Raw genomic sequence first — 19,285 nt, forward strand, 5'->3', positions numbered from 1 at the left:
CGCCGGGTCTGCCGTTCGTGATGGGTACCGATCTGTCTTGCCTACCGCGTCCAGCTGAAGACGTCTTTGCTGGCTGTGAAACGCTGCCATTCGCACGACTTGACGCTGGTGCCGGACTGGAACTCCGCTGCCTCGGCGGAAGGATGGAGCTGCCGCCCGCTGCTGCCATGCTGGTGGAGGCACTTCCTCCGGTGACAGTGATCCCCGCGGACACCGCGGCGACAGGCCGGATTGGCTGGCTTCTCGACCGGCTGGAGGAGGAGAGCCGCGCCGGCGCCCCAGGTGGTGCAGCGATGACTGCACAGATCATGCAGATGGTCTTCATCGAAGTTCTGCGGGCGCTGCCAGACAGAGAGAGCCGGGGCTGGCTGTCGGCGCTGTCGGACCCACGCATAGGTCCGGCCATCACGGCGATCCACCGCATGCCGGGACGCGATTGGCGGCTGGAGGATCTCGCTGCCATCAGCCATCTATCACGATCGCAGTTTGCTGCTCGATTCCGGGCTGCGGTGGGTCGTGCGCCGATTGACTATCTGCTGCACTGGCGGATGGTCCTGGCTAGGCGGGCGCTCGCGCAGCCCGGCGCCACAATAGCGGCGGTAGCCGCGGAGCTGGGTTATGCTTCAGAGAGTGCATTCGGTGTCGCATTTCGTCGTGTGACTGGCACCACTCCTCGTCGCGCGACTCGCGCTATCGCCTGAATGGCGCATAGACAACGCTTTGCGCCGGCATTGCCAATGAGAGCTCATTTGCTTTGCAATGCTCGTACACCTGATCAATGATCTCGTTTTGGGCCGCGACACGGCTGGCCGCGCTCGCCACGCGGAACAGCAGCTGGACCTCGATTGCTAGCGCATCGATCGTCTTGAGTGCGACAACCGGCGGCGGCTTCGCGAGGATCCGATCGCAACCCTGCAGAACGCCCAATATCATCTCCTCGACCAGGCGCGGTTTGTGGTTTGCGGCGATGCGCATGGTGAGCGCAATCTGATGTGACTCATCCGGACGGCTGCGGTTGGTCACCCCCTGCTTTGCTAGAACGCTGTTCGGGAGGACAACGACGTTGTGGTCACCCGTCAGCAGATTAGTGGAGCGCCAGTTGGTTTCTGCAACGCGCCCTTCGGTACCGTCGGCCAGCTGGATCCAGTCGCCTATTACGTAGGCGCGGCCCAGCGCGAGCGCGATCCCGGAGAACACGTCGGCAAGCGTATTCTGCAGTGCAAGACCGATGATGACAACGACGACGCCCGAAGTGGTAATGAGCGGGCCAACCGGCGCGCCGAAAACAAAGCCGATGACAGACAGCGTCACGCCGAGATAGACGACGCCGACTATAAGATCCTGAAGTAGATGCGCCTCATGCGGTTGCCGATTGATGGTGATGTAGATCTGGACGAAGCCGATCATCGTCCATGCTAGGTGAAGCCACCAGAGAACCCTCGCGGATCTGGCCAACAAGACGCCGGTACCGCGCAGCTCAGCGTCAACATGATAGGGCGAAAGTCCTGCGACCCAAAGCACGAGGCTCATGCCGCCAAAAAACAAGATCTGCACGATCAGGCGTGCGGTCGGACGCCCGCGCCCCTGAAGGTGCCAGATGAGGATGCCGGCAAGCCCTAAAACGTTGATCAAGACGAGTGGCAGGGAATAATGTTCGCCAAACATGATAGGGCTCACCAATTATGCTTTCTAGATCGTGATGCGTTTCCAGGGAATCGCATCACGACCTCATCTCTTTGTTTGAGCATGATTTTTCGGAAAACCGGTTTCCACTCTTCCGGATCATGCTCTAGCAAGCCGAGAGGAACGAGTGTCGATGATACTCATGCCGCCGTCGTATTCCGGTGCCGAGATCGTCGAGCAGGCTCGGTGGCTGTTACTGGGCGGTCCAGCCACCATCGACCGAGATCGCCGTTCCTGTGACCTGATCTGCGGCAGACGAACACAGGAAGGCGACGGTGCCGCCAAGCTGCGCCGGAGAGACGAATTCGAGCGAGGGCTGCTTCTCAGCCAGGAGGGCCTTGGCCGCTTCCGTCTGGCTGATCCCTCTCTGCGCGGCGATGTCGTCGATCTGCTTGTCGACCAGGGGCGTGCGCACCCAACCAGGACAGATCGCATTGCATGTGACGCCGCTCCCGGCCGTCTCAAGGCCGACCACTTTGGTCAGTCCGATCAGTCCGTGCTTGGCCGCGACATAGGCAGCCTTGTGTGTTGAAGCAACGAGGCCATGCGTGGAGGCAATGTTGACGATCCGTCCCCAGCACTGCTTCTTCATCTGGGGCACTGCAGCCGCAATACCATGGAACGCAGCCGACAGATTGATCGCCAGGATTGCGTTCCACTTGGCTGCCGGGAACTCTTCGACCGGCGCAGTGAATTGGATGCCGGCATTGTTCACGAGGATGTCGAGGCGGCCGAACTTCTCGACTGTTTCAGCGATCAAACCGCGCACGGCATCCCCTTTCGACATATCGGCGCCGTCGTAGACGACGCGCACGCTGTGCTCGCGTTCGAGTCCGCCGCGGATCGCTTCAATTTCGCCGGCATCGCCAAAGCCGTTCAACACGATGTCGGCGCGGAGACTGGCCAGCTCCCTGGCGATGCCGAGCCCAATGCCGCTGGTCGATCCGGTGACGACCGCAACTCTGCCTTTCAACATGGGAATTCCTTTCGATGCTTGGTTAGCGAGATTTCTTGAGAAGTTAAGCGCGGCGATGGATGTCGTGCGTGATAATGCCGAGCTCGGGAGCCGGCGGATCGAGGCGTTGTGGATCGGCCAGTGTGCGGCGGATATCCTCTAGCCCGCTCTGCCAATGCGCACGCATCGCGTTCAGTCCGAACTCGTAGTCCTTGGAATGGCGCTCGTAGATCTTGGACTGGTAGATCAAATGGATGATGTTGCAGGAGCGATGCCGTGCCAGCTCCGCTATACGGCGGATTTCTGGATCTTGCTTCGCGCTGTCCGGCAACAGTTCGAGCGTCCGCTGCAACGCCTGACGCATTGTCTGCATCCGTAATGCTTGATCCGTAATGGCGCGTGTGCGGCTGGAATACTGAATATCCTTCTGCCGACTCGAGACCTCCATCATGTCGTTCGGTACGCGGCCTCGCGCCGACCAGAGATCGACCTGGAAGGTCAGGGTGTCGCGCGGTTCGCTCGACAGTACGCGGGACAGAGGCGTGTTCGAGACGACGCCGCCATCCCAATAGTGCTCGCCGTCGACTTCGACGGCAGGGAAGCCGGGCGGCAACGCGCCGGAGGCTGCAAAATGCTCCGGCCCGAGCCGGCGCTCGGATGTATCAAAATAGGTAAGGTTGCCGGTACGGACATTGACCGCGCCGACACTGACGCGTACCTCGCCAGCATTCAGTCGATCGAAGTCGACCAGGCGCTCCAGTGTTTGTTGTAACGGTGAAGTGTCGTAGAAGCTCGTCGCAGCTTCGCCCGAAAAGGGTGATAGGAACGGCGGTGGGAAACGCGGTTTGAAGAAGCCGGGCTGACCTTGGAATAAGGCCTTTATCGCCGCCAGAGCGTTGTGCGCTGAACGCAGGTCGAAGGCAAACGGCATAGCATCAGCGAGCCCCCCGCCGGCCGGCCATTCGACCGGCGCCGCGCAGATGCCCTCCCAGAACTTACGCAGCTGTCCGACCCGCTCGGCCTCGGGCGAGCCGGCGATGATTGCGGCGTTCAGCGCACCGATCGAGATACCGGCCAGCCAATTCGGCCGGATCCCGGCCTCGTGCAAGCCCTCATAGACCCCCGCCTGGTAGGCGCCAAGTGCGCCGCCACCCTGCAACACCAGGGCCACAACATCATAAGGTAACGACCTGGCCCGCCGCGGCGGCGGAGGTTCGACTTGCTCATGCATCACGTCCAGCATCTTCCAGAACTCCATATGTAGAGAGCCAATCCAGACTAGCTCCGATTTTTTCTCGCCGACGCTTCGTCGATCGAGCCGCGTTGCGTCTCTGCTTGGCTGGTCGCAAGGTAGTCATGGACCACGGTACCCAGGCCTAGCGTCAAGTCCGCGACAAGGTGCTTGGCCGACAGAACCTGAAGCACCGGAAGTTCGGCAACCGGTGCTAAGGCATGTGAATACAAGTCCAGCGCGGATGGCCCGGTCCATGCGCCCTTCACGGTGATGTCGTTGAGATGGTAGCGAACAAGCTCGCAGATGCGTGGCGTGCCGTCGACATGCGGAATGATCTTGAGCAGGAAATTGGGGGCAGCGAGCTTTTGAGCTTCAACGGCAGCGTCTAGGGCGCGGTGCTTGTAGCCCATGGTACCGGTGGCGATCCGAATCGAGCCGTAGTTCAAGGTGCCGACCAGCGTGTCGATCTCGACCTCGAGCTTTGGCTGCGCCAGTTTTTTGGGAAACCCCCAAAGCTCGCGCCCACCCGCGATCGGCGGATGATCGTTGAGGAACATCTGATGGGTAAAGCCACCGAGTTGGCCCTTGTAGGATACGGGAATGACTTGGCCGCTCTCGGTGTAGTCGCCGAAGCCCGTTGAGTCAGGCATGCGGATGAACTCGTAATTTACCACCGGTTCGGTCAGTTCCAGAGGCTCCGGGACCACACGGCGCAGCGCCTCGGGATCAGTCCGGTATTGAATGATGAAGTATTCGCGATTGACGAAGTGGTAGGGGCCGGGAGGAAAGGCCGGACTGGTCAGTGGCATCGCAAACGACGACGCGCGCACGGTCTCATATTTCACGGTGGTAAGCTCCAGGTTTGTCGATCATGTGCGGCCGCGCTCCTGCGTGGAGCGCGGCTTGACAGGACGAGACGTCTAGACTTCCGAGACATGCTCCGGATCGGCCGATGCGAGCGCAGCGGCGCGTTCTGCCCGCGGAGGGTAGATCCAGACGGTGTTGATCTCCCGTTTAGTGTTCTTGGCCTGCTCGCCGACCATCTCGACTTTGCGCTCCCAACCGCGCGTGAACAGCGCGCCGGCTTCTCCCAGGTCGAGGCAAGTGACATATGCCTTCTGATGGTATCGTCTGGTCGCGATGCCCATGAGTTCGGCGGCAGCATTGTTGCCCGCAAACGCACCCATCCGCGTCGCGTGCTGGCAGGACATCAGCGAATAGTTGCCGACATCATCGCATGCGGCTCTAGCGGCATCGCCGGTGGCGAACACACCGTCCACCGACAGCACGCGCAGGTCGCGATCGACAAGAAGCCGGCCGAAACTGTCGCGCTCGGCAGGGATCTGCGCCGTCAGCGGGGCAGCGCGCATGCCGGCTGCCCAAATCACGGTCGCACTTTCGATATACTCGCCGTTGGAAAGCGTGACGCCAGATTTGTCCAGCGACGCGACGCTCGCGCCTAGCCGTGTCTCCACGCCGACGTTGCGGAGCGCGGCCTCGATGAGGGGGCGGGGACCGGCGCCCATGTCGGGGGCGATTGCCTCACTACGATCGACAATGATGACACGCGGCTTGGCGTCCTTCCCGAGGATCGCTCGGAGACGCGACGGCATCTCGGTCGCCGCCTCGATGCCGGTGAAACCGCCGCCGGCAACAACGACCGTGTTGCGCATCTCTGATACCGGCCAACTCGCCAGCTGGTGCAGATGCCGGTCGAGTGCGATCGCGTCGTTGAGCCCGTCGACGCTGAAAGCATGCTCGGCGAGGCCCGGGATATTGGGCCGGAACAGGCGACTTCCGGTGGCAACAATCAGTCGATCGTAGGAGAGGCTCTTCTTCGCGCCCTTCGCGGTGACAATCTGGACCGCGCGGGACTTCGTATCGACAGTTTCGACACTGCCTTGCACGTAGACGACATCGATGGATTTCAAGACGTCCTGAAGTGGCGCCGTCAAGGTCTCGGGCTTAGGCTCGTAAAGCCGCGGCCGGACCACCAGCGTCGGCTCAGGAGCAACCAGCGAAATTTCAAGCTCTTCGGGTGAAGCGCCCTGAATGTCGCGAAGGCGAGCGGCGGAAAGTGCGGCGTACATGCCGGCGAAGCCGGCACCGATGATGACGAGACGCATGTTATTTGTGCTCCAGTTGTTTAGTGCAAGAAGGCGTGTGAAATGGCTAGGCGGAGATGAACGCAAGCAGGTCCGCATTGATGATGTTAGCGTGCGTGGTGCACAGGCCGTGCGGCAGAAGGTCGTAGATCTTCAGAGTGCTGTGGCGGAGCAGCTTCGCCGACAGGAGTGCGGAGTCACCGACCGGGACGATCTGATCGTCGCCGCCATGTTGGATTAGTGTGGGGACGGTGATATTCTTCAGATCTTCGGTGAAGTCCGTTTCCGAGAAGGCCTTGATGCCGTCATAGTGCGCCCTGGCGCTACCGACCATGCCTTGGCGCCACCAGTTCCAGATGACCGCTTGTGACGGCTCCGCGCCCGGACGATTGTAGCCATAGAAGGGGCCGCTTGCGAAATCGAAATAGAATTGTGAGCGGTTCGCAGCAAGCTGCTTACGCAGGCCGTCGAGCACGTCGATCGGCAAGCCATTTGGATTAGCTTCGGTCTTCAACATGAGTGGCGGTACCGCACCAATCAGGATCAGCTTCGCCACACGCTCTTTGCCGTAGCGCGCCACATAGCGCGCGGCCTCGCCGCCACCCGTCGAATGGCCAACGTGAATCGCATTGCGAAGGTCGAGATGCTCGACGACGGCTGCGGCGTCAGCCGCGTAGTGATCCATGTCATGGCCGTCGCTTGTTTGGCTCGACCGCCCGTGGCCCCGGCGATCATGGGCGATAACCCGGTAACCCTTGCCCAGGAAGAACAGCATCTGATTGTCCCAGTCGTCGGAGCTAAGTGGCCAACCGTGATGAAAGACGATCGGCTGAGCGGTTTTCGGGCCCCAATCCTTGTAGAAGATCTGAACGCCGTCGTTGGTCGAGACTGAGGAGAAGCCAATCTTGTCGCCGAGGCTAGTTGATATCTTTGGTTCCTTGCCGGCGGCCGAGGTCGAGCGCAAGGTCATCGAACTCGCACACGCGAGTGCAGTGGCCAGAACCCTCCGGCGCGAGGTATTGGGAAGTCGGCCCATGGAGTGTTGCCAGGTCATATGTTCCTCTCCGTATTGATGGCGTTGGCACACCATCAATTAGCGGAGCAGGCCGGCGGCTGCCCAAGAGCGATTGACATGACTGAAGAGCAATTGCTGCTAACGCGCTCGACGTCGCCACTCGGTTGGGGTCTCGCCGGTCAACCGCCTGAATGCAGCGGCGAAAGCTGTCTGCGAGCCATAACCGAGCGCGACGGCAACCTCGACAATCGGGGCTTCGGTGTGGCGTAGCATATTCATTGCTTGCTCGAGCCGGTGTTGGCGTAACCAGGCTTGCGGCGAAAGCCCGGTGCTTTCCTTGAAGGCGCGGCAGAAGTGGAATCTCGATAGGCCAGCGTCAGCGGCAAGAGCAGTGAGCGAGACGTCCGCGTCGGTATCCGAGCGTAAGCGTTCGATCGCGCGGCGTAGCGTCGTCGGCGATAATCCACCGACGACCGGCTGGAGTGTGCTTGATGAACCTGCGTGCGCAACCAAAAGGCGAGTGGCTAGGAGCTCGGTGAGCTGTTGCCTGAACAAGGTGTCCAGCGCCCCATTGCCCTCCAGGACATCTGATGCGCTCAGCAGCAATCGAGATGTGATAGCGTCGGGATGCGCCGTGCGCTCCAGAAGATCAATCGGGGAGGCGTTTCCGGCTTCGTCTGAAACGCGTTGGAGCGTTTGGCGGGGGAGATAGAGCTGGACGACATCAACCGGTTTGGGAATATCCCATCGGGAGCTTGATCCATCGGGAATGATAGTTACGACGCCGGGACGGAACGTTCCAATTGAAACTGATCGTCCCGTTCGTCGCTCCATGCGTTGCATCGCTCCGTTGTATGCCATGATGACGTGATGGCTCATGGGTTCGACCACGTCGTGCAATGGTTCATGTTTCCAGTGAGCGATCCCAGCACCGGACGGATCTAAGGCCATGCGAAATGCGGTGGTCCCAAGAACGCGGGCCATCTCTACATCCGCGGGCCGTCTGGCGACTGTGGACACATTGCTCGTCGGCGCCTCGGTCGCAACCCGCTGATCTCCTGAAGAATCACGCAAGATGGGCTTGCTCATGGGCTCGTGCTTACCCCAGGCGTAGAGTGGTTGAGCATCGCAATAGCCGGTGGAGCCGATGCGGGGGCGCCTGATGCCGTTCGCGAGTGGAAAGTGCTGCAGACCGAGGTCTGGTTGCTCCCGGTATGGAGACATCGGCAATCCGCCGGGTGGGCCGTTCGGATCCGCATGCAACGGGTGAATTGGGGTGACGCAACGAACGCCGTTTTCATCGACACGAGCCGCGCTCGGATCGAAAAGCGAACTTCTTCGTGATCATCCGTGATCAAGACGCGAAGGCGTTCTGTGTTGTAGGCAGCAAGACACATAAGAAAGCAAAGTAGATCCGGTGAAACCTGGAGCTCGCGAGTACGGTTCTCCCAACGATCGCGTAGCCTCCCAAGCCGCTCCGGGTTCTTGTCGCCTATTACCTTGGCACCAGCGGGTTCTTGTTTTTAGGCGCCGTACCGGTGCAGTGTCTTTCCTGAAATAACCGCAAATTGCCGAATTCTACGCTCGCACTTGACGACACCTGTACGGGCATGCCACCACCAATCAAGGTTGTAGTCGTGAGTGGAAGCGTCTCCGCGACGCTGGAGCAACCCGCGATATGCGCTCGGTCGAGGGTGTGAAGATCGATCAGCTGCCAGCCAGCGCGGGGTGGATGATCGGTACGAACCGCTTGAAAATGCGGCAAAAACGACCGGTACGAACAATAGGTGGACTCTCATGAATGTGCAGCGGGCTCGGCTGCAGATCTAGACGAACGCCGGCCGATCCTCGATAATAGCTGACCTCAGGGCATGATCCCGACCTGGTGCAACTCCATTGTTGAAACTGCTATGGCAAATGTAGGCGTCTACGGGCAGAGGCTCGGCCAACCCCTGCGACTGCAGGAAGCGCCTTCACTGATCACCCGGTCACTGCGCAGCGGCGAACTGGCGGTGACCGAAATCAGGCATGAGGATCCCTTGGAGGGCCTTTCTGGCTCGCTGCCTGCCGACGACGCGTATCTGGTCAGCCTCAAATTTCGAGATTACCCAGAATGCGAATGCTGGGAGCGCGGTCGATGCGTCACAAGACAGGATGTCCGGGCCGGGGCTACATATCTCTATGACCTGAAGCGCGATCCGCGCTACGTGATCAATAAGCCGTTCCATTCTGTTTTCTTCTATCTGCCGCGTTCAGCCCTCGATAGTGTTGCTGACCAGATGGGTTCCCCAAACGTCGGCGAACTCAATTATGAGCCCGGCGTTGGTCACGATGACGCGATCATCCGCCATCTCGGCGCGATACTCGTGGAGGGGGTGCGAAGACCGGAAGAGACTAATCAGCTCTTCATAGATCACGCGATGCTTGCCCTTACCTCACACGTCGCACAGGCATACGGAGGCCTACAGCGCATCACTGGGACGCCGCGTGGCGGTCTAGCCGCATGGCAGATGAAGCGCGCCTGCGAGCGGCTTGAGTCCGATCTCAGTGGTAAGCTGCCATTGCAGAAAATCGCGGCCGAGTTTGGTCTCTCGGTTAATCATTTTTCCCGGGCATTTCGCATCTCTACAGGTCTGCCGCCGCACCAATGGCTGCTTCGCCAGCGTGTGAGGAAGGCCAAGGAACTGATGGCCGTCCACGACCTCCCACTGTCCGAGATCGCCGTATCAGCGGGGTTTGCCAATCAGAGCCACTTTACGCGGGTATTTTCGAGCGTCCTTGGCATCAGCCCAGGGGCATGGCGCCGCGAAACGCGTCCGACGGCGAAATGTAATTCAGTTTAGTTAAGGCGGTCTGTTCAATCGCCGGCGCATCGGGCAGTGGGACGTATCGTGTGCACCGCTCGACACTTAGCGATCGCCGAGCGGTTCTAGGAATGTCACTTTCGCGACTATCCGACCGCTGGCCACATGTGCGTGTTGTGTTCTAAGCGGTGTGCAGGTCTGGCGACTTTCTTAAACAAGCAAGCTTTGTCCAAACCTGCCGTACACTCCGTATAGAACATACCAATTCGGATAGCTTGTGCACTCAGTAGCTCCATAAATTTCCGGCTCCCCGTGCTGCCCCAGGGCAACTACGTCTCGGCAAATGCGGCCACTCTGAACGTGCTCGCGTATGAACGATCGGTGCTCCAACAAGTTGTACTCGCATCGCGTCGTTATGGCGATCCAAGCGCAAAACGGACGGAAGCGCGACGGCACGAACGGTTGCTCCAAACACCGCTCAGTTTAGTTGTTGCGCTACGGTGAGCAGCGTCGCTCTCAGCCATTTATGTCCCGGGTCAGTGGTATGTCGGGGGTGCCAGTACATCGCCTCATGGATATCCGGAACAGCGATTGGCGTCTCCAGCAACTTTATGTTTACTGTCCCGACCAATCGTTTGGCCGCTCTCTCCAGCACGAGGCTCACCAGCTGAGTCCCTTCGATCAGGAATGGGTTCAACAGGAAGCTCTCGACCGTCACGGCGATACGACGTTGTACGCCTGTATCCGCCAGATGCTGATCGGCAAGGTTCAAATGTCGGTCGCTTCCTATTCCGTAGACGAGGTGTGGGAGTTCGAGAAACTGCTTTTCGGTCAATGCATGGCCCTTGACCTCTGGATGATTGGCATCGACGGCGCAAAGCCAGCGATCGCTGAGCAGCGGAGACGTGGGGTAATCGCTTGGCCCGAATAGTTCGGTTGGCTCGATGACGATGTCCGCCTGGTTCGTCTGTAGCACGCGCGCCGCGTCGCGCGCCCGAGGCAGCAGATGGATCGTCACGTTTGGCGCCTCGTTAGCGATCATCCTGATCAGAGGAGTCAGCAAAACTAGCCCCGCATAATCGGATGCGCTGATCGAGAACGTCCTTATGTCGATTGCCGGATTGAACCCCGGACGACGCAGCAGCGTCTGCTCGATCTTGCTGAGTGATTCCTTGAGCGGGACGATGAGGTCTTCCGCAGTCCGGGTGAGAGCGAGGTCGCGCCCGACGCGCACGAGCAACGGATCTTGGAAGATGTCGCGAAGCCTCGCGAGCGCTGCGCTCATTGCCGATTGGCTGAGGCCGATACGTTCGCCGGCCCGGCTGACGTTGCGATCTGTGAGCAGTGCGTCGAGAATCACGAGCAGATTGAGGTCAATGTTTCGTAGATTCACCCCTAGCCCCCCGAATGGAAACGACCTCGAAGCGTAACAATTCGAGCAGTGATGCACCATCGGAATGAGGTCGCTTCGTCGGGCTTCCCGCGTCGTATCAATCCATATCGCAGTTGCGAGATGCTGCGAAAGCATTGCGCTGTCTGCTCATTGTCTATTCATCGGCTGGCGCTTTACCGCGCATCGCCGCGATGGATCGATGCGACGGATAGTTGGGATATTGATTATCGATTAGACCTCCGGCGCGTGTGACACTTAGCCTGCGTGACACAAACAAGTCGCGACGAGGCGCGCCATGAAAGAGTCGACGGGAATAGGAAGCCACCTTGAAGCGTTGCCCTCGCGGACGATTTCCGATGCGGTGGCGTTCCGGGCAGCGATGCGGCACTTTGTCGGAAGCGTGAGCGTTGTCACTACTTGGCACGGCGATAGACCCTGGGGGATGACGATCAACTCGTTCACCTCGGTCTGCGCCGATCCGCCGACAATCTTGATCTGTCTCAACAGAAAGACTGTGACTGCTTCGCATGTGCAGAATACCGGCCGCTTCGCAGTGAATCTTCTCAGTCAGGATCAGCTTCACCTCTCCGAGATTTGTGCGCGACCTGCCGCCGACAAATACATCGACGAGCATGTTCTATCGCCAGAAGATGCCTCCGGCCCAAGCAGTATGCCGCTGTTACGCGATGCTTCGGTCGTCTTCGAATGCAGGGCGGTCGAACAACTCGTCGTTGGAAGCCATCGCATCGCAATTGCGACGATCGAAAGCATCCATGTCCTTGTCGATCGCCCGCCACTTCTCTATGGGCAAGGACGCTACATGCGGGGCATCGAACTGGAGATGCGCGCATGAGCTCCGCATCGAATCCGACGGAAGTCGCAAAGAAGCTATACGCTGCCTACGACGAGCATAATCACGATACCATAAGAAAGCTATACTGCGACGACGCGACACACGACGAAGTCTCCCAGCTCAGGACGAGGCAAGGAGCCGCAGAGATCGCGTTAGGTATGCAGAAGCTCTTTGCTTGGCTCCCAGACATTTGGTGGGAAGTGAAGGCGATGGTGGCAGGTGACCATGGTGCTATCGCCGTCGTCTACATCATGCATGCGACGGCGCCGCAGAAGAATGGCGCGGCCAAGACCAAGGCCATTTCGTTGCGTGGCGTCCAGATAATCGAAGTCGTAGACGGCCGGATACGCCGCAGCGAAGACTACTGGGACGCAGCGACGTTCCAGCGGCAAATTTCCTGACAACCCTGAGGAGCATTAAACTATGAGAACCGGTGCTGAGTACCTTGAATCGCTTCGAGACGGTCGCCGCGTGTATGTCGGCGGCGAATTGATCGAAGACGTGACGACCCATCCTATGACGAAGGGGTACGCCAACGCGATCGCCGAGTATTACGATCTCCATCTCGATCCAAAGAATCAAGAAATTGCGACCTTCATCGATAAAGACGGCACACGCCAGTCCATGCACTGGTTCTTGCCGCGATCGAAGGAGGACGTCGTCAAGCGCCGCAAGTATTGCGATTTCCTCTGTCGCCACTTCAAGGGTGGGATCTTCACCAGGCCGCCGGCGGGTATGAACGTGGTTATGTTCACGCAGGTGGATGACCAGAAGCCGTGGTCGGACAACTCTCGCTTTAGCGGCAAGCCGCGCGATCTATCGGGCAACATCCAGCGTCAGTGGGAGGAGGTCACGTCCCAAGATCTCGCTATCTCGCCGATGTTCCTCGATGTGCAGTTCGATCGCGGCCGCGACAATGCGATGGCCGAGACGCCGATGCTGAAGATCGTCGAGGAACGCGACGACGGCATTCTTGTCCGTGGTTGGAAGGCAATCGGCACGTCCGTTCCATTCGTGAACCACCTCCTGATTGGCAACCTCTGGCGCCCTGGCCAGACGGCCGAGCAGACCGTCTACGCGCTAGTGCCGATCGCCACCAAGGGCATCTCGGTCGTGGCCCGTAAGTCGAACGCGCAGCCGGACGCTGATCCGTATGACCGTCCGCTGGCCACGATCGGTGATGAACTGGACGCGATGGTCTACTTCGACGACGTGGTCATTCCATGGGACCGGGTCCAGCATATCGGCAACCCCGACCACGCGAAGTGGTATCCGCAGCGTCAGTTCGACTGGGTGCACCTGGAAACCCAGATCCGCCATTGCGTCCACGCCGAGCTAATGGTTGGGCTTGCGCTGCTTTTGACGCAGTCGCTGGGCACTAGCACCAATCCGATGGTCGCTGCTCAGCTCGCTGAACTCATCCGGTTCCGCGAGACGTGCCGCGCATTCATGCTCGCCGCGGAAGAGACGGGCTTCGCGACGCCGGGCGGTCTCTTCAAGCCGAACAATATCTACATCGACTTCGGTCGCGCCTATTATCTTGAGAACCAAAGCAAGATGGTGAATACGCTGATTGACTTTTGCGGCCGAGGCGTCGTCATCCAGCCGTCTAAACGCGAGATGGATGACCCCTACATCGGCCCGAAGCTCGCCGAGGCGCTCCGTGGAGCAGAGATCAGCGCATACGACCGCATCAAGATCTTCCGCCAGATCAGCGAGCGGTTCCTGAGCGAATGGGGCAGCCGGCACGAGATGTTCGAGAAATTCAACGGAACGCCGCTCTATCTCATCAATCTGCTCACCATGCAGCGTACTGAATATCAGGTCGATGGACCGCTCACCGAACTGGCACGCAAGGTGCTTGGATTTGGTGACACAGCTGAGCTCGGAAAGCGCGCGCAGGAGGCGGAGCAGAAGTCTCACTATGCCAGCGTGCGTTTCCAACCTGAATACGCGAAGGCGCAGGATGTGCAGAAGGGCTACATGAACAACGCGGCCGAATAATCGAAGTTTTGCTCAAGACCGCGGAAGCCTGACGGACTTCCGCGGTTTTCCTACCACTAAGCGGAACCCGAACAACGAAGAAACGAGCAGGAGAAACATGCGAAACGTCGACGAGATGACAATCACCGATGCGGTTCTCAAGCGGTTGTCCGGAGCAAGCGACGAGCGGACGGCCGAGATCAGTGCGGCGCTCATTCGGCACCTGCACGCCTTCGTCCGGGAGATACGACCGACGATCGAGGAATGGGAGAAGGGAATCGAGTTCCTGACCAACACGGGCAGAATGTGCAGCAGCACCCGTCAGGAATTCGTCCTTCTGTCCGATACGTTGGGCGTCTCGATGTTGGTCGATGCCATCAATCACGGGGTCGCCCAAGGAGTCACGGAGTCGACGGTCCTGGGGCCCTTCTATGTGGAAGGTCCCCCCGAGAGGGCACAGGGCGAGAATATCTCGGGTGGCCTTGAAGGCGAGCCGCTCATCGTCACCGGCTCGGTACGCGGGCCGGATAGCGCACCTATCGGTGGTGCCGTCGTCGATGTGTGGCATTCTGACGGCGATGGGTACTACGACGTCCAGCAACTCGAACATGTGGGCGGTTTGGCGATGAGGGCCAGATTTTTAGCGGACGGAAATGGAGCGTTTCATTTCTGGACAATTAAGCCCGCGGCGTATCCGATACCGCACGATGGTCCGGTGGGCGCTATGCTCGAGAAGCAAGGACGGCATCCATGGCGGCCCGCCCATATTCACTTCATGATATCTGCTCCCGGATATCAGAAGCTGGTCACCCACGTGTTCGCGGAAGGCGACAAGTATCTGGATTCGGATGTCGTTTTCGGCGTCAAGGATAGCTTGATACGCGAGTTCGTCGAAATGCCGCCCGGGCCGACGCCGGATGGGCTCGTCCGCAACTCATCCTTCTTCCATCTACACTACGACTTTGGTTTGCATGCCGCTTGAAAGGGAACGCTCGAGAGGTGGACAAAGATCGGGTCGGCGTCCGACGTGAGAACTGTTGTACAGGACTTGTTGCGTGTTTCGGCAGAGGGCTCCAAGGGCTCCCAACATGAAGCGCTGAACTGAGGAAAGCGGATGACTGATTTTACAGAGGCCGGCATCATAGATGCTATTATTGGGGCTTTTGGTGGCACACCTAGTCCGCGGCTCAAGGAGATCGTCGCGAGCTTCGCTAGGCATCTACGTCGGTTCGTCTGTGATGTGAATCTGAAATCGGAGGAGTGGACTTGCGCTGTCGGCGTTCTCACGGCCAACCGGATCTCCGATGACACGTACCGGGAGTTCATGTCACTCTCGGCTGGGCGTGGACTCTCGATGCTGGTCGCTACGCTCAATCACCATGTCTCGGGTGCCGATCACAAAGGCGGCACTGCGCCGGATGGTCGGGTCGAAGCGAGGGAGTGCCGCAGGGTGTCGTATGACCTCGAACTTTCGCGTCTGACGAATGAGCGTGCACGTGAAGATGCCGCGGCCGAGGAAGAAGAGGCGCGATTATCAACGTTCGAGAGGATGATTGGATATCTGTGACGGGCGCGGCACTTGCGGGAAGTGAGGGCTAGCGGCGCGGACGAGCGCGACTATACGTTGGGATAGTGCCGCAATGCGCTCAGGCGAAGTAAGTGTGAGCCGGCATTCAATCATCCTGTCGCAGTGGAACACCCATGGCACGATCCTTTTTTCTAGCCTTGTTTTCCAGTCTCTCGCTTTGGACGTCGGTCTTGACGATCCACCCTTCCCAGGCTGCAGCGTTCTCTTCCACTTTCTCCGGCTTTCAGGGCGCGTGGAGCGGATCTGGTGACATCTCGCTTTCAGATGGATCGCGGGAACGCATCCGATGCAAAGCGACGTACCGGACGAGCGAGGGCGGTACCCGGCTCCAGCAGACCCTTCGTTGCGCCGGCGATAGCTATCGCGTCGACTTGAACAGTGACCTTACGAGCGTCGATGGACGTGTCACTGGATCGTGGAGCGAATCCGGTCGTGGCGTGAGTGGAAGCATCGCAGGACACGAGGTCGGCGGATCCATAACTGCGGTGGCCGATGCCCCCGGGTTCACCGCGAACTTGTCGCTCTCTACGCGAGGTAACCACCAGACGTTCTTGCTGTCCTCACAGGGAGATATTCGCAGCGTAAGCCTCACGATGGTGAGGCGCTAGAGTTTCTCGGTCATTTCGGGCCTCTGCCGGTCAGCCGCCGTACCGATAGCTGTTTCGAGAGCGCGAAAGCAAGGAGGACATGGTCGTGCGAGATCTCCGTATTGGCGCGGACTACCAAACAGAGTCGCTTCACGCTGGTGCCTTCAACTATGCCCGGTATCAGTCCTGGAGTACGGCGCTGAGAAATTTATACCGCGTCGCGTGATGAACGTGATTCGATTCACATGAGGTGGTCCATTCGATCGTCGTGCGTCGTCGCGCGTATTGCATCTCGCCAACCGTGACGCCGATTGGATCGAGGAGTGTTCCGTTCGCTACCCTGTTTCTCCCACTGTAGCGAGTGACACGTGCGGGGTGTTGTGCGTCCTGAGCAGTGCGGAGGCATAGCTACTTGCCTGAAAAAAGCGTGCTTTGTCTGAATCCCGCGCGGCGTATTCTACAAGCACGTACAAGCGCCGGGGCGGCAGTGGCAGCATTTGCCGAGACGAAGTTGCCGGTCGGCAGCATATGAACTCCGAGATTGATGATAACCCTTTGAGAGCAAAGGCCATCCGGATTGGCATGTCTATTGCTGACAGTCTGACTGCTTGTAATGACAGTGGAGTTCTAGCATGAGCATTAGCAGCGTAGCCGGCGGCGCAACAGCGAACTGGCCCCATTCTGTCCGTCAAGCCAAATCTACTTCGACAACCGGTGACCAGGCCGATGATGCGAAACTCGCGCCCGGCATGAACGCCGATGCGCCTTACGATGCGATCAATGTTGATCTGCCAAATGGTATGTCTGTTGGCGTCGTCAGTTTCGGCAGCGCCGGTCTCGGCAGTGCGACTCTCAAGGCCATCGAAGACTTTGTCCAGAAGTTTGCCAACCGGGATGTCTCGGGGCACCAAGTGTCCGGCACAGATGGGGCGACCGCAAGGTCTGGTGCCAATGGCGGATCAAATGTCGTCGGGCTGGATAAGATCCACGTCGATCTCCCGAACGGGATCTCGTTCGAGGTACGCCATTCCTCTGGCGGCCAAGCAGCTGACAGTGCTGCTATTATGAAGGAGCTCACGGATGCAGCGGAGCAATTGGCCGACGATTTTGGAAAATACTCGCCGGCTTCGACCGCGGCGACTAAGTATGCCAATAACCAGGCAGCGCTCTATAGCCGGGCAAATCAAGTTGACACTCAAACATGAGAGAGGCTCGGCGTGCTCGTGCGAATGTTCGATCGGGCTAGTTCCTTCGGAGATTCGCCATCTCCAAAACCGATGAGGAGGGGGGCATGCATGTCCCGCCGAGATCAGGGAGCGGCGTCCGTCCCTTATCCTGCCGGTTAGTCGGTCGTCTTAGTTGCTCTCACGGGCAGCATTAGCTGGATCGGCGGACAGCCGACGATTGCTATGCCGGGTGATGGCCGCAACGCCGATCCTCAAGGACTAGCGTGAACGCGCAACTGGAGGATATTGCTGCGGCGCCTCGGCGCGATCATGCATCGTGTAGTCGCGAACGATCTCGAAGGTTTGTGTGTTGGTGGACATATCCTGCTGGACTGGTACGCCGTCACCGACAACGAGAAACTTCCTTTCCCTATAGACGCTCTGGTACAACTCGCCCAGAGTACGCTCGTTCGGCTCGGCCTCGTAATGGGAAGCCCAAACATACCTGGCGTTATCGGTAATTCGGGATGGATCCGCAAGGCGCGCGATACGGAGGCGATAGTCCCTGAAGTGACGCTCGCGCCCAGCGAGCTGAACCGCTCGATGCTTCGAATGCTCGCGCCAGCGGATGAGATGCTCCTCGTTCTCCCACAACGAGTGCGAAAGGACTACATCGGGCCTCTCGACGCTAGTGTATCGATCGATGAAGAGGAGGCCACCGTTCCGCTCCAGTTCCGGCTTCAGGACTGCAGCGAGTTCAAAGTAACGCTGCGCGTGGCCACTGAGCGGGGTTACCTCGAAGAACAATGCTATCATACTCTTACTCCATGGGGGTAGTAGCACCGTTGATTAGTCGACATGACATCAATCCGAGTCGAGTGGTTGTCGCAATAGGGGCCGACTCGGCGTGCAGCGCCTGGTAGTCGGCGTCGGGCGCATGTGCCTCGGACACCAGCGTCAGCGCCTCGGTCCGGGGTAGCGCCGCGCGCTCGCCGTCGAGCAGATAGAGCCGCTGCTCGGTCTCGCCGTGCTTGCGGGCATCCTCGGTGTGCATGTTGACGCATTAGGCGCAGTCGTTGATCTGCGACGCGCGGGTCTTGACCAGTTCTATCAGCGATTGCTCGAGGCCGCTCGCGATGATCTGGCTTTCCTTGGCGACCAGCGCTTTGATCGTCTCGCGGGCAGCCTGGTAGGAGTTCATGCGGGGGTTTCATAGTTGTTGTTCGCTTGTCAGTGTGCGCCGCCGCCCGCGAGCTGGCCCGGCTTCTTCAGGAACAGCGTCGCCGCCAGCGCGACGATCAGCGCCACGCCGAGCAAGTAGAAGGTGTCGCTGAAGGCAAGGATAAAGGCCTGCTTCTGCACGACTTTGCCGATCGCTGCGATTGCGCGGTTGGCGGCCGACATCGGATCGGCGACACCATGGTTCATGAAATATTGCGTCAGCTGCTCAATCCGCGTGCGTGTCGCCTGCTCCAGCATGGAGACCGACTGCATCAGCACGTTGGAGTGATACTGCTCGCGCTTGGTCAGCACTGTCTGCAGCACCGCGATGCCGACCGCACCGCCGAGGTTGCGCATCATGTTGAACAGCGCGGAGGCCGAGCCCGCATTCTCCAGCTCGATGCCCGCGGTCGCCACCGCCGACAGCGGGGCCATCACCAGGGCCTGGCCGATGGCGCGCACGATGTTGGGCCAGAACAGCTGGTCGGTGGCGTAGTCGTTGGTCATGAAGATGTTCATGAAGTTGGAACCGGCGAACAGCGCGAAGCCGACGCTGATGATGATGCGGGGATCGAAGCGCTGCATCAGCCGCGGCACCAGCGGGATCAGCAGGAGCTGCGGCAGGCCGGTCCAGGCCAGCACCATGCCGATCTGCTCGGCATTGTAGCCCTGGATGCGCGACAGGTACTGCGGCAGGA

The 19,285-nt window shown here is 59.4% G+C and carries 18 protein-coding genes and 1 pseudogene; 8 read left to right on the plus strand and 11 right to left on the minus strand.

The annotated features are described in order from the left end of the window. Positions 1 to 701: helix-turn-helix transcriptional regulator (locus tag FNJ47_RS33445; protein ID WP_206685373.1), on the plus strand; the 701-nt coding region annotated here is incomplete at its 5' end. Here the strand turns inward: FNJ47_RS33445 and FNJ47_RS33450 are convergent. The 7 genes from FNJ47_RS33450 to FNJ47_RS33480 form a co-directional block, all read right to left on the minus strand. Beyond that, positions 691 to 1,665 (minus strand): mechanosensitive ion channel family protein, encoded by a 975-nt coding sequence (locus FNJ47_RS33450; RefSeq protein WP_163160189.1) that lies wholly within the window; start codon positions 1,663 to 1,665, stop codon positions 691 to 693. The two genes, FNJ47_RS33445 and FNJ47_RS33450, sit on opposite strands and share 11 nt — an antisense overlap. A gap of 211 nt (positions 1,666 to 1,876) precedes the next feature. Then, positions 1,877 to 2,659 (minus strand): 3-hydroxybutyrate dehydrogenase, encoded by a 783-nt coding sequence (locus tag FNJ47_RS33455; RefSeq protein WP_163160190.1) that lies wholly within the window; start codon positions 2,657 to 2,659, stop codon positions 1,877 to 1,879. Between the two features lie 43 nt (positions 2,660 to 2,702). Next, positions 2,703 to 3,881: a DUF3734 domain-containing protein gene (locus FNJ47_RS33460; protein ID WP_163160191.1), complete on the minus strand. Its 1,179-nt coding sequence runs from the start codon at positions 3,879 to 3,881 to the stop codon at positions 2,703 to 2,705. A 35-nt stretch (positions 3,882 to 3,916) separates the two neighbouring features. Beyond that, a complete protein-coding gene (locus tag FNJ47_RS33465; protein ID WP_163160192.1) occupies positions 3,917 to 4,717 on the minus strand; it encodes an acetoacetate decarboxylase in 801 nt (266 codons plus the stop codon). A gap of 75 nt (positions 4,718 to 4,792) precedes the next feature. Further along, positions 4,793 to 5,998, minus strand: a complete 1,206-nt coding sequence (locus FNJ47_RS33470; RefSeq protein WP_163160193.1) for an NAD(P)/FAD-dependent oxidoreductase — start codon at positions 5,996 to 5,998, stop codon at positions 4,793 to 4,795. A gap of 46 nt (positions 5,999 to 6,044) precedes the next feature. Further along, the gene (locus tag FNJ47_RS33475) at positions 6,045 to 7,031 is read right to left on the minus strand and encodes an alpha/beta fold hydrolase (protein WP_165445981.1); all 987 of its coding nucleotides are present in this window, start codon (positions 7,029 to 7,031) and stop codon (positions 6,045 to 6,047) included. Positions 7,032 to 7,130: 99 nt separating this feature from the next. Then, positions 7,131 to 8,081 (minus strand): helix-turn-helix transcriptional regulator, encoded by a 951-nt coding sequence (locus tag FNJ47_RS33480; protein WP_163160194.1) that lies wholly within the window; start codon positions 8,079 to 8,081, stop codon positions 7,131 to 7,133. Positions 8,082 to 8,902: 821 nt separating this feature from the next. On the opposite strand from FNJ47_RS33480, the gene FNJ47_RS33485 reads away from it, so the two are divergent. Then, a complete protein-coding gene (locus tag FNJ47_RS33485) occupies positions 8,903 to 9,835 on the plus strand; it encodes a helix-turn-helix domain-containing protein (protein ID WP_163160204.1) in 933 nt (310 codons plus the stop codon). A 439-nt stretch (positions 9,836 to 10,274) separates the two neighbouring features. Here the strand turns inward: FNJ47_RS33485 and FNJ47_RS33490 are convergent, their stop codons facing one another. Beyond that, positions 10,275 to 11,189, minus strand: a complete 915-nt coding sequence (locus FNJ47_RS33490; RefSeq protein ID WP_206685374.1) for a LysR substrate-binding domain-containing protein — start codon at positions 11,187 to 11,189, stop codon at positions 10,275 to 10,277. A gap of 295 nt (positions 11,190 to 11,484) precedes the next feature. Between FNJ47_RS33490 and FNJ47_RS33495 the strand changes: the two genes are divergently transcribed. The 6 genes from FNJ47_RS33495 (at position 11,485) to FNJ47_RS33520 (ending at position 17,405) form a co-directional block, all read left to right on the plus strand. Further along, on the plus strand, positions 11,485 to 12,042 hold the full coding sequence (locus tag FNJ47_RS33495) for a flavin reductase family protein (RefSeq protein WP_163160195.1): 558 nt from the start codon (positions 11,485 to 11,487) through the stop codon (positions 12,040 to 12,042). Continuing rightward, the gene (locus FNJ47_RS33500; protein WP_163160196.1) at positions 12,039 to 12,443 is read left to right on the plus strand and encodes a nuclear transport factor 2 family protein; all 405 of its coding nucleotides are present in this window, start codon (positions 12,039 to 12,041) and stop codon (positions 12,441 to 12,443) included. Before FNJ47_RS33495 ends, FNJ47_RS33500 begins: the two co-directional genes overlap by 4 nt. A 22-nt stretch (positions 12,444 to 12,465) precedes the next feature. Beyond that, a complete protein-coding gene (locus FNJ47_RS33505; RefSeq protein ID WP_163160197.1) occupies positions 12,466 to 14,046 on the plus strand; it encodes a 4-hydroxyphenylacetate 3-hydroxylase family protein in 1,581 nt (526 codons plus the stop codon). A gap of 97 nt (positions 14,047 to 14,143) precedes the next feature. Further along, positions 14,144 to 15,007: an intradiol ring-cleavage dioxygenase gene (locus FNJ47_RS33510; RefSeq protein WP_163160198.1), complete on the plus strand. Its 864-nt coding sequence runs from the start codon at positions 14,144 to 14,146 to the stop codon at positions 15,005 to 15,007. Positions 15,008 to 15,139: 132 nt separating this feature from the next. Further along, positions 15,140 to 15,592 (plus strand): dioxygenase, encoded by a 453-nt coding sequence (locus tag FNJ47_RS33515; protein ID WP_163160199.1) that lies wholly within the window; start codon positions 15,140 to 15,142, stop codon positions 15,590 to 15,592. A 1,240-nt stretch (positions 15,593 to 16,832) separates the two neighbouring features. Continuing rightward, entirely contained in the window at positions 16,833 to 17,405 is a 573-nt protein-coding gene (locus FNJ47_RS33520) for a hypothetical protein (protein ID WP_163160200.1), read from the plus strand. A 240-nt stretch (positions 17,406 to 17,645) separates the two neighbouring features. Here FNJ47_RS33520 and FNJ47_RS33525 read toward each other — a convergent pair whose 3' ends face one another. The 3 genes and pseudogenes from FNJ47_RS33525 to FNJ47_RS33535 all read right to left on the minus strand — a co-directional run. After that, complete coding sequence (locus FNJ47_RS33525) at positions 17,646 to 18,182, minus strand: antibiotic biosynthesis monooxygenase family protein (protein ID WP_163160201.1); 537 nt, start codon at positions 18,180 to 18,182, stop codon at positions 17,646 to 17,648. A gap of 67 nt (positions 18,183 to 18,249) precedes the next feature. Then, positions 18,250 to 18,567: pseudogene (locus FNJ47_RS33530) on the minus strand (carboxymuconolactone decarboxylase family protein); the annotation flags it as partial. 29 nt (positions 18,568 to 18,596) lie between these two features. After that, positions 18,597 to 19,285 (minus strand): MFS transporter (locus FNJ47_RS33535; RefSeq protein ID WP_163160202.1); only part of this gene is annotated, 689 nt, incomplete at its 5' end.

This window comes from Bradyrhizobium uaiense, assembly GCF_010811875.1.
Taxonomy (GTDB): Bacteria; Pseudomonadota; Alphaproteobacteria; order Rhizobiales; family Xanthobacteraceae; genus Bradyrhizobium; species Bradyrhizobium uaiense.

Bases quoted from the DNA above. Each gene is read 5' to 3' on its own strand.
- FNJ47_RS33455 (WP_163160190.1), bottom strand. From the start codon at position 2,659: ATGTTGAAAGGCAGAGTTGCGGTCGTCACCGGATCGACCAGCGGCATT.
- FNJ47_RS33515 (WP_163160199.1), top strand. From the start codon at position 15,140: ATGACTGATTTTACAGAGGCCGGCATCATAGATGCTATTATTGGGGCT.
- FNJ47_RS33525 (WP_163160201.1), bottom strand. From the start codon at position 18,182: ATGATAGCATTGTTCTTCGAGGTAACCCCGCTCAGTGGCCACGCGCAG.
- FNJ47_RS33480 (WP_163160194.1), bottom strand. From the start codon at position 8,081: ATGAGCAAGCCCATCTTGCGTGATTCTTCAGGAGATCAGCGGGTTGCG.
- FNJ47_RS33500 (WP_163160196.1), top strand. From the start codon at position 12,039: ATGAGCTCCGCATCGAATCCGACGGAAGTCGCAAAGAAGCTATACGCT.
- FNJ47_RS33495 (WP_163160195.1), top strand. From the start codon at position 11,485: ATGAAAGAGTCGACGGGAATAGGAAGCCACCTTGAAGCGTTGCCCTCG.
- FNJ47_RS33505 (WP_163160197.1), top strand. From the start codon at position 12,466: ATGAGAACCGGTGCTGAGTACCTTGAATCGCTTCGAGACGGTCGCCGC.
- FNJ47_RS33510 (WP_163160198.1), top strand. From the start codon at position 14,144: ATGCGAAACGTCGACGAGATGACAATCACCGATGCGGTTCTCAAGCGG.
- FNJ47_RS33460 (WP_163160191.1), bottom strand. From the start codon at position 3,881: ATGCTGGACGTGATGCATGAGCAAGTCGAACCTCCGCCGCCGCGGCGG.
- FNJ47_RS33475 (WP_165445981.1), bottom strand. From the start codon at position 7,031: ATGACCTGGCAACACTCCATGGGCCGACTTCCCAATACCTCGCGCCGG.
- FNJ47_RS33450 (WP_163160189.1), bottom strand. From the start codon at position 1,665: ATGTTTGGCGAACATTATTCCCTGCCACTCGTCTTGATCAACGTTTTA.
- FNJ47_RS33485 (WP_163160204.1), top strand. From the start codon at position 8,903: ATGGCAAATGTAGGCGTCTACGGGCAGAGGCTCGGCCAACCCCTGCGA.
- FNJ47_RS33470 (WP_163160193.1), bottom strand. From the start codon at position 5,998: ATGCGTCTCGTCATCATCGGTGCCGGCTTCGCCGGCATGTACGCCGCA.
- FNJ47_RS33520 (WP_163160200.1), top strand. From the start codon at position 16,833: ATGAGCATTAGCAGCGTAGCCGGCGGCGCAACAGCGAACTGGCCCCAT.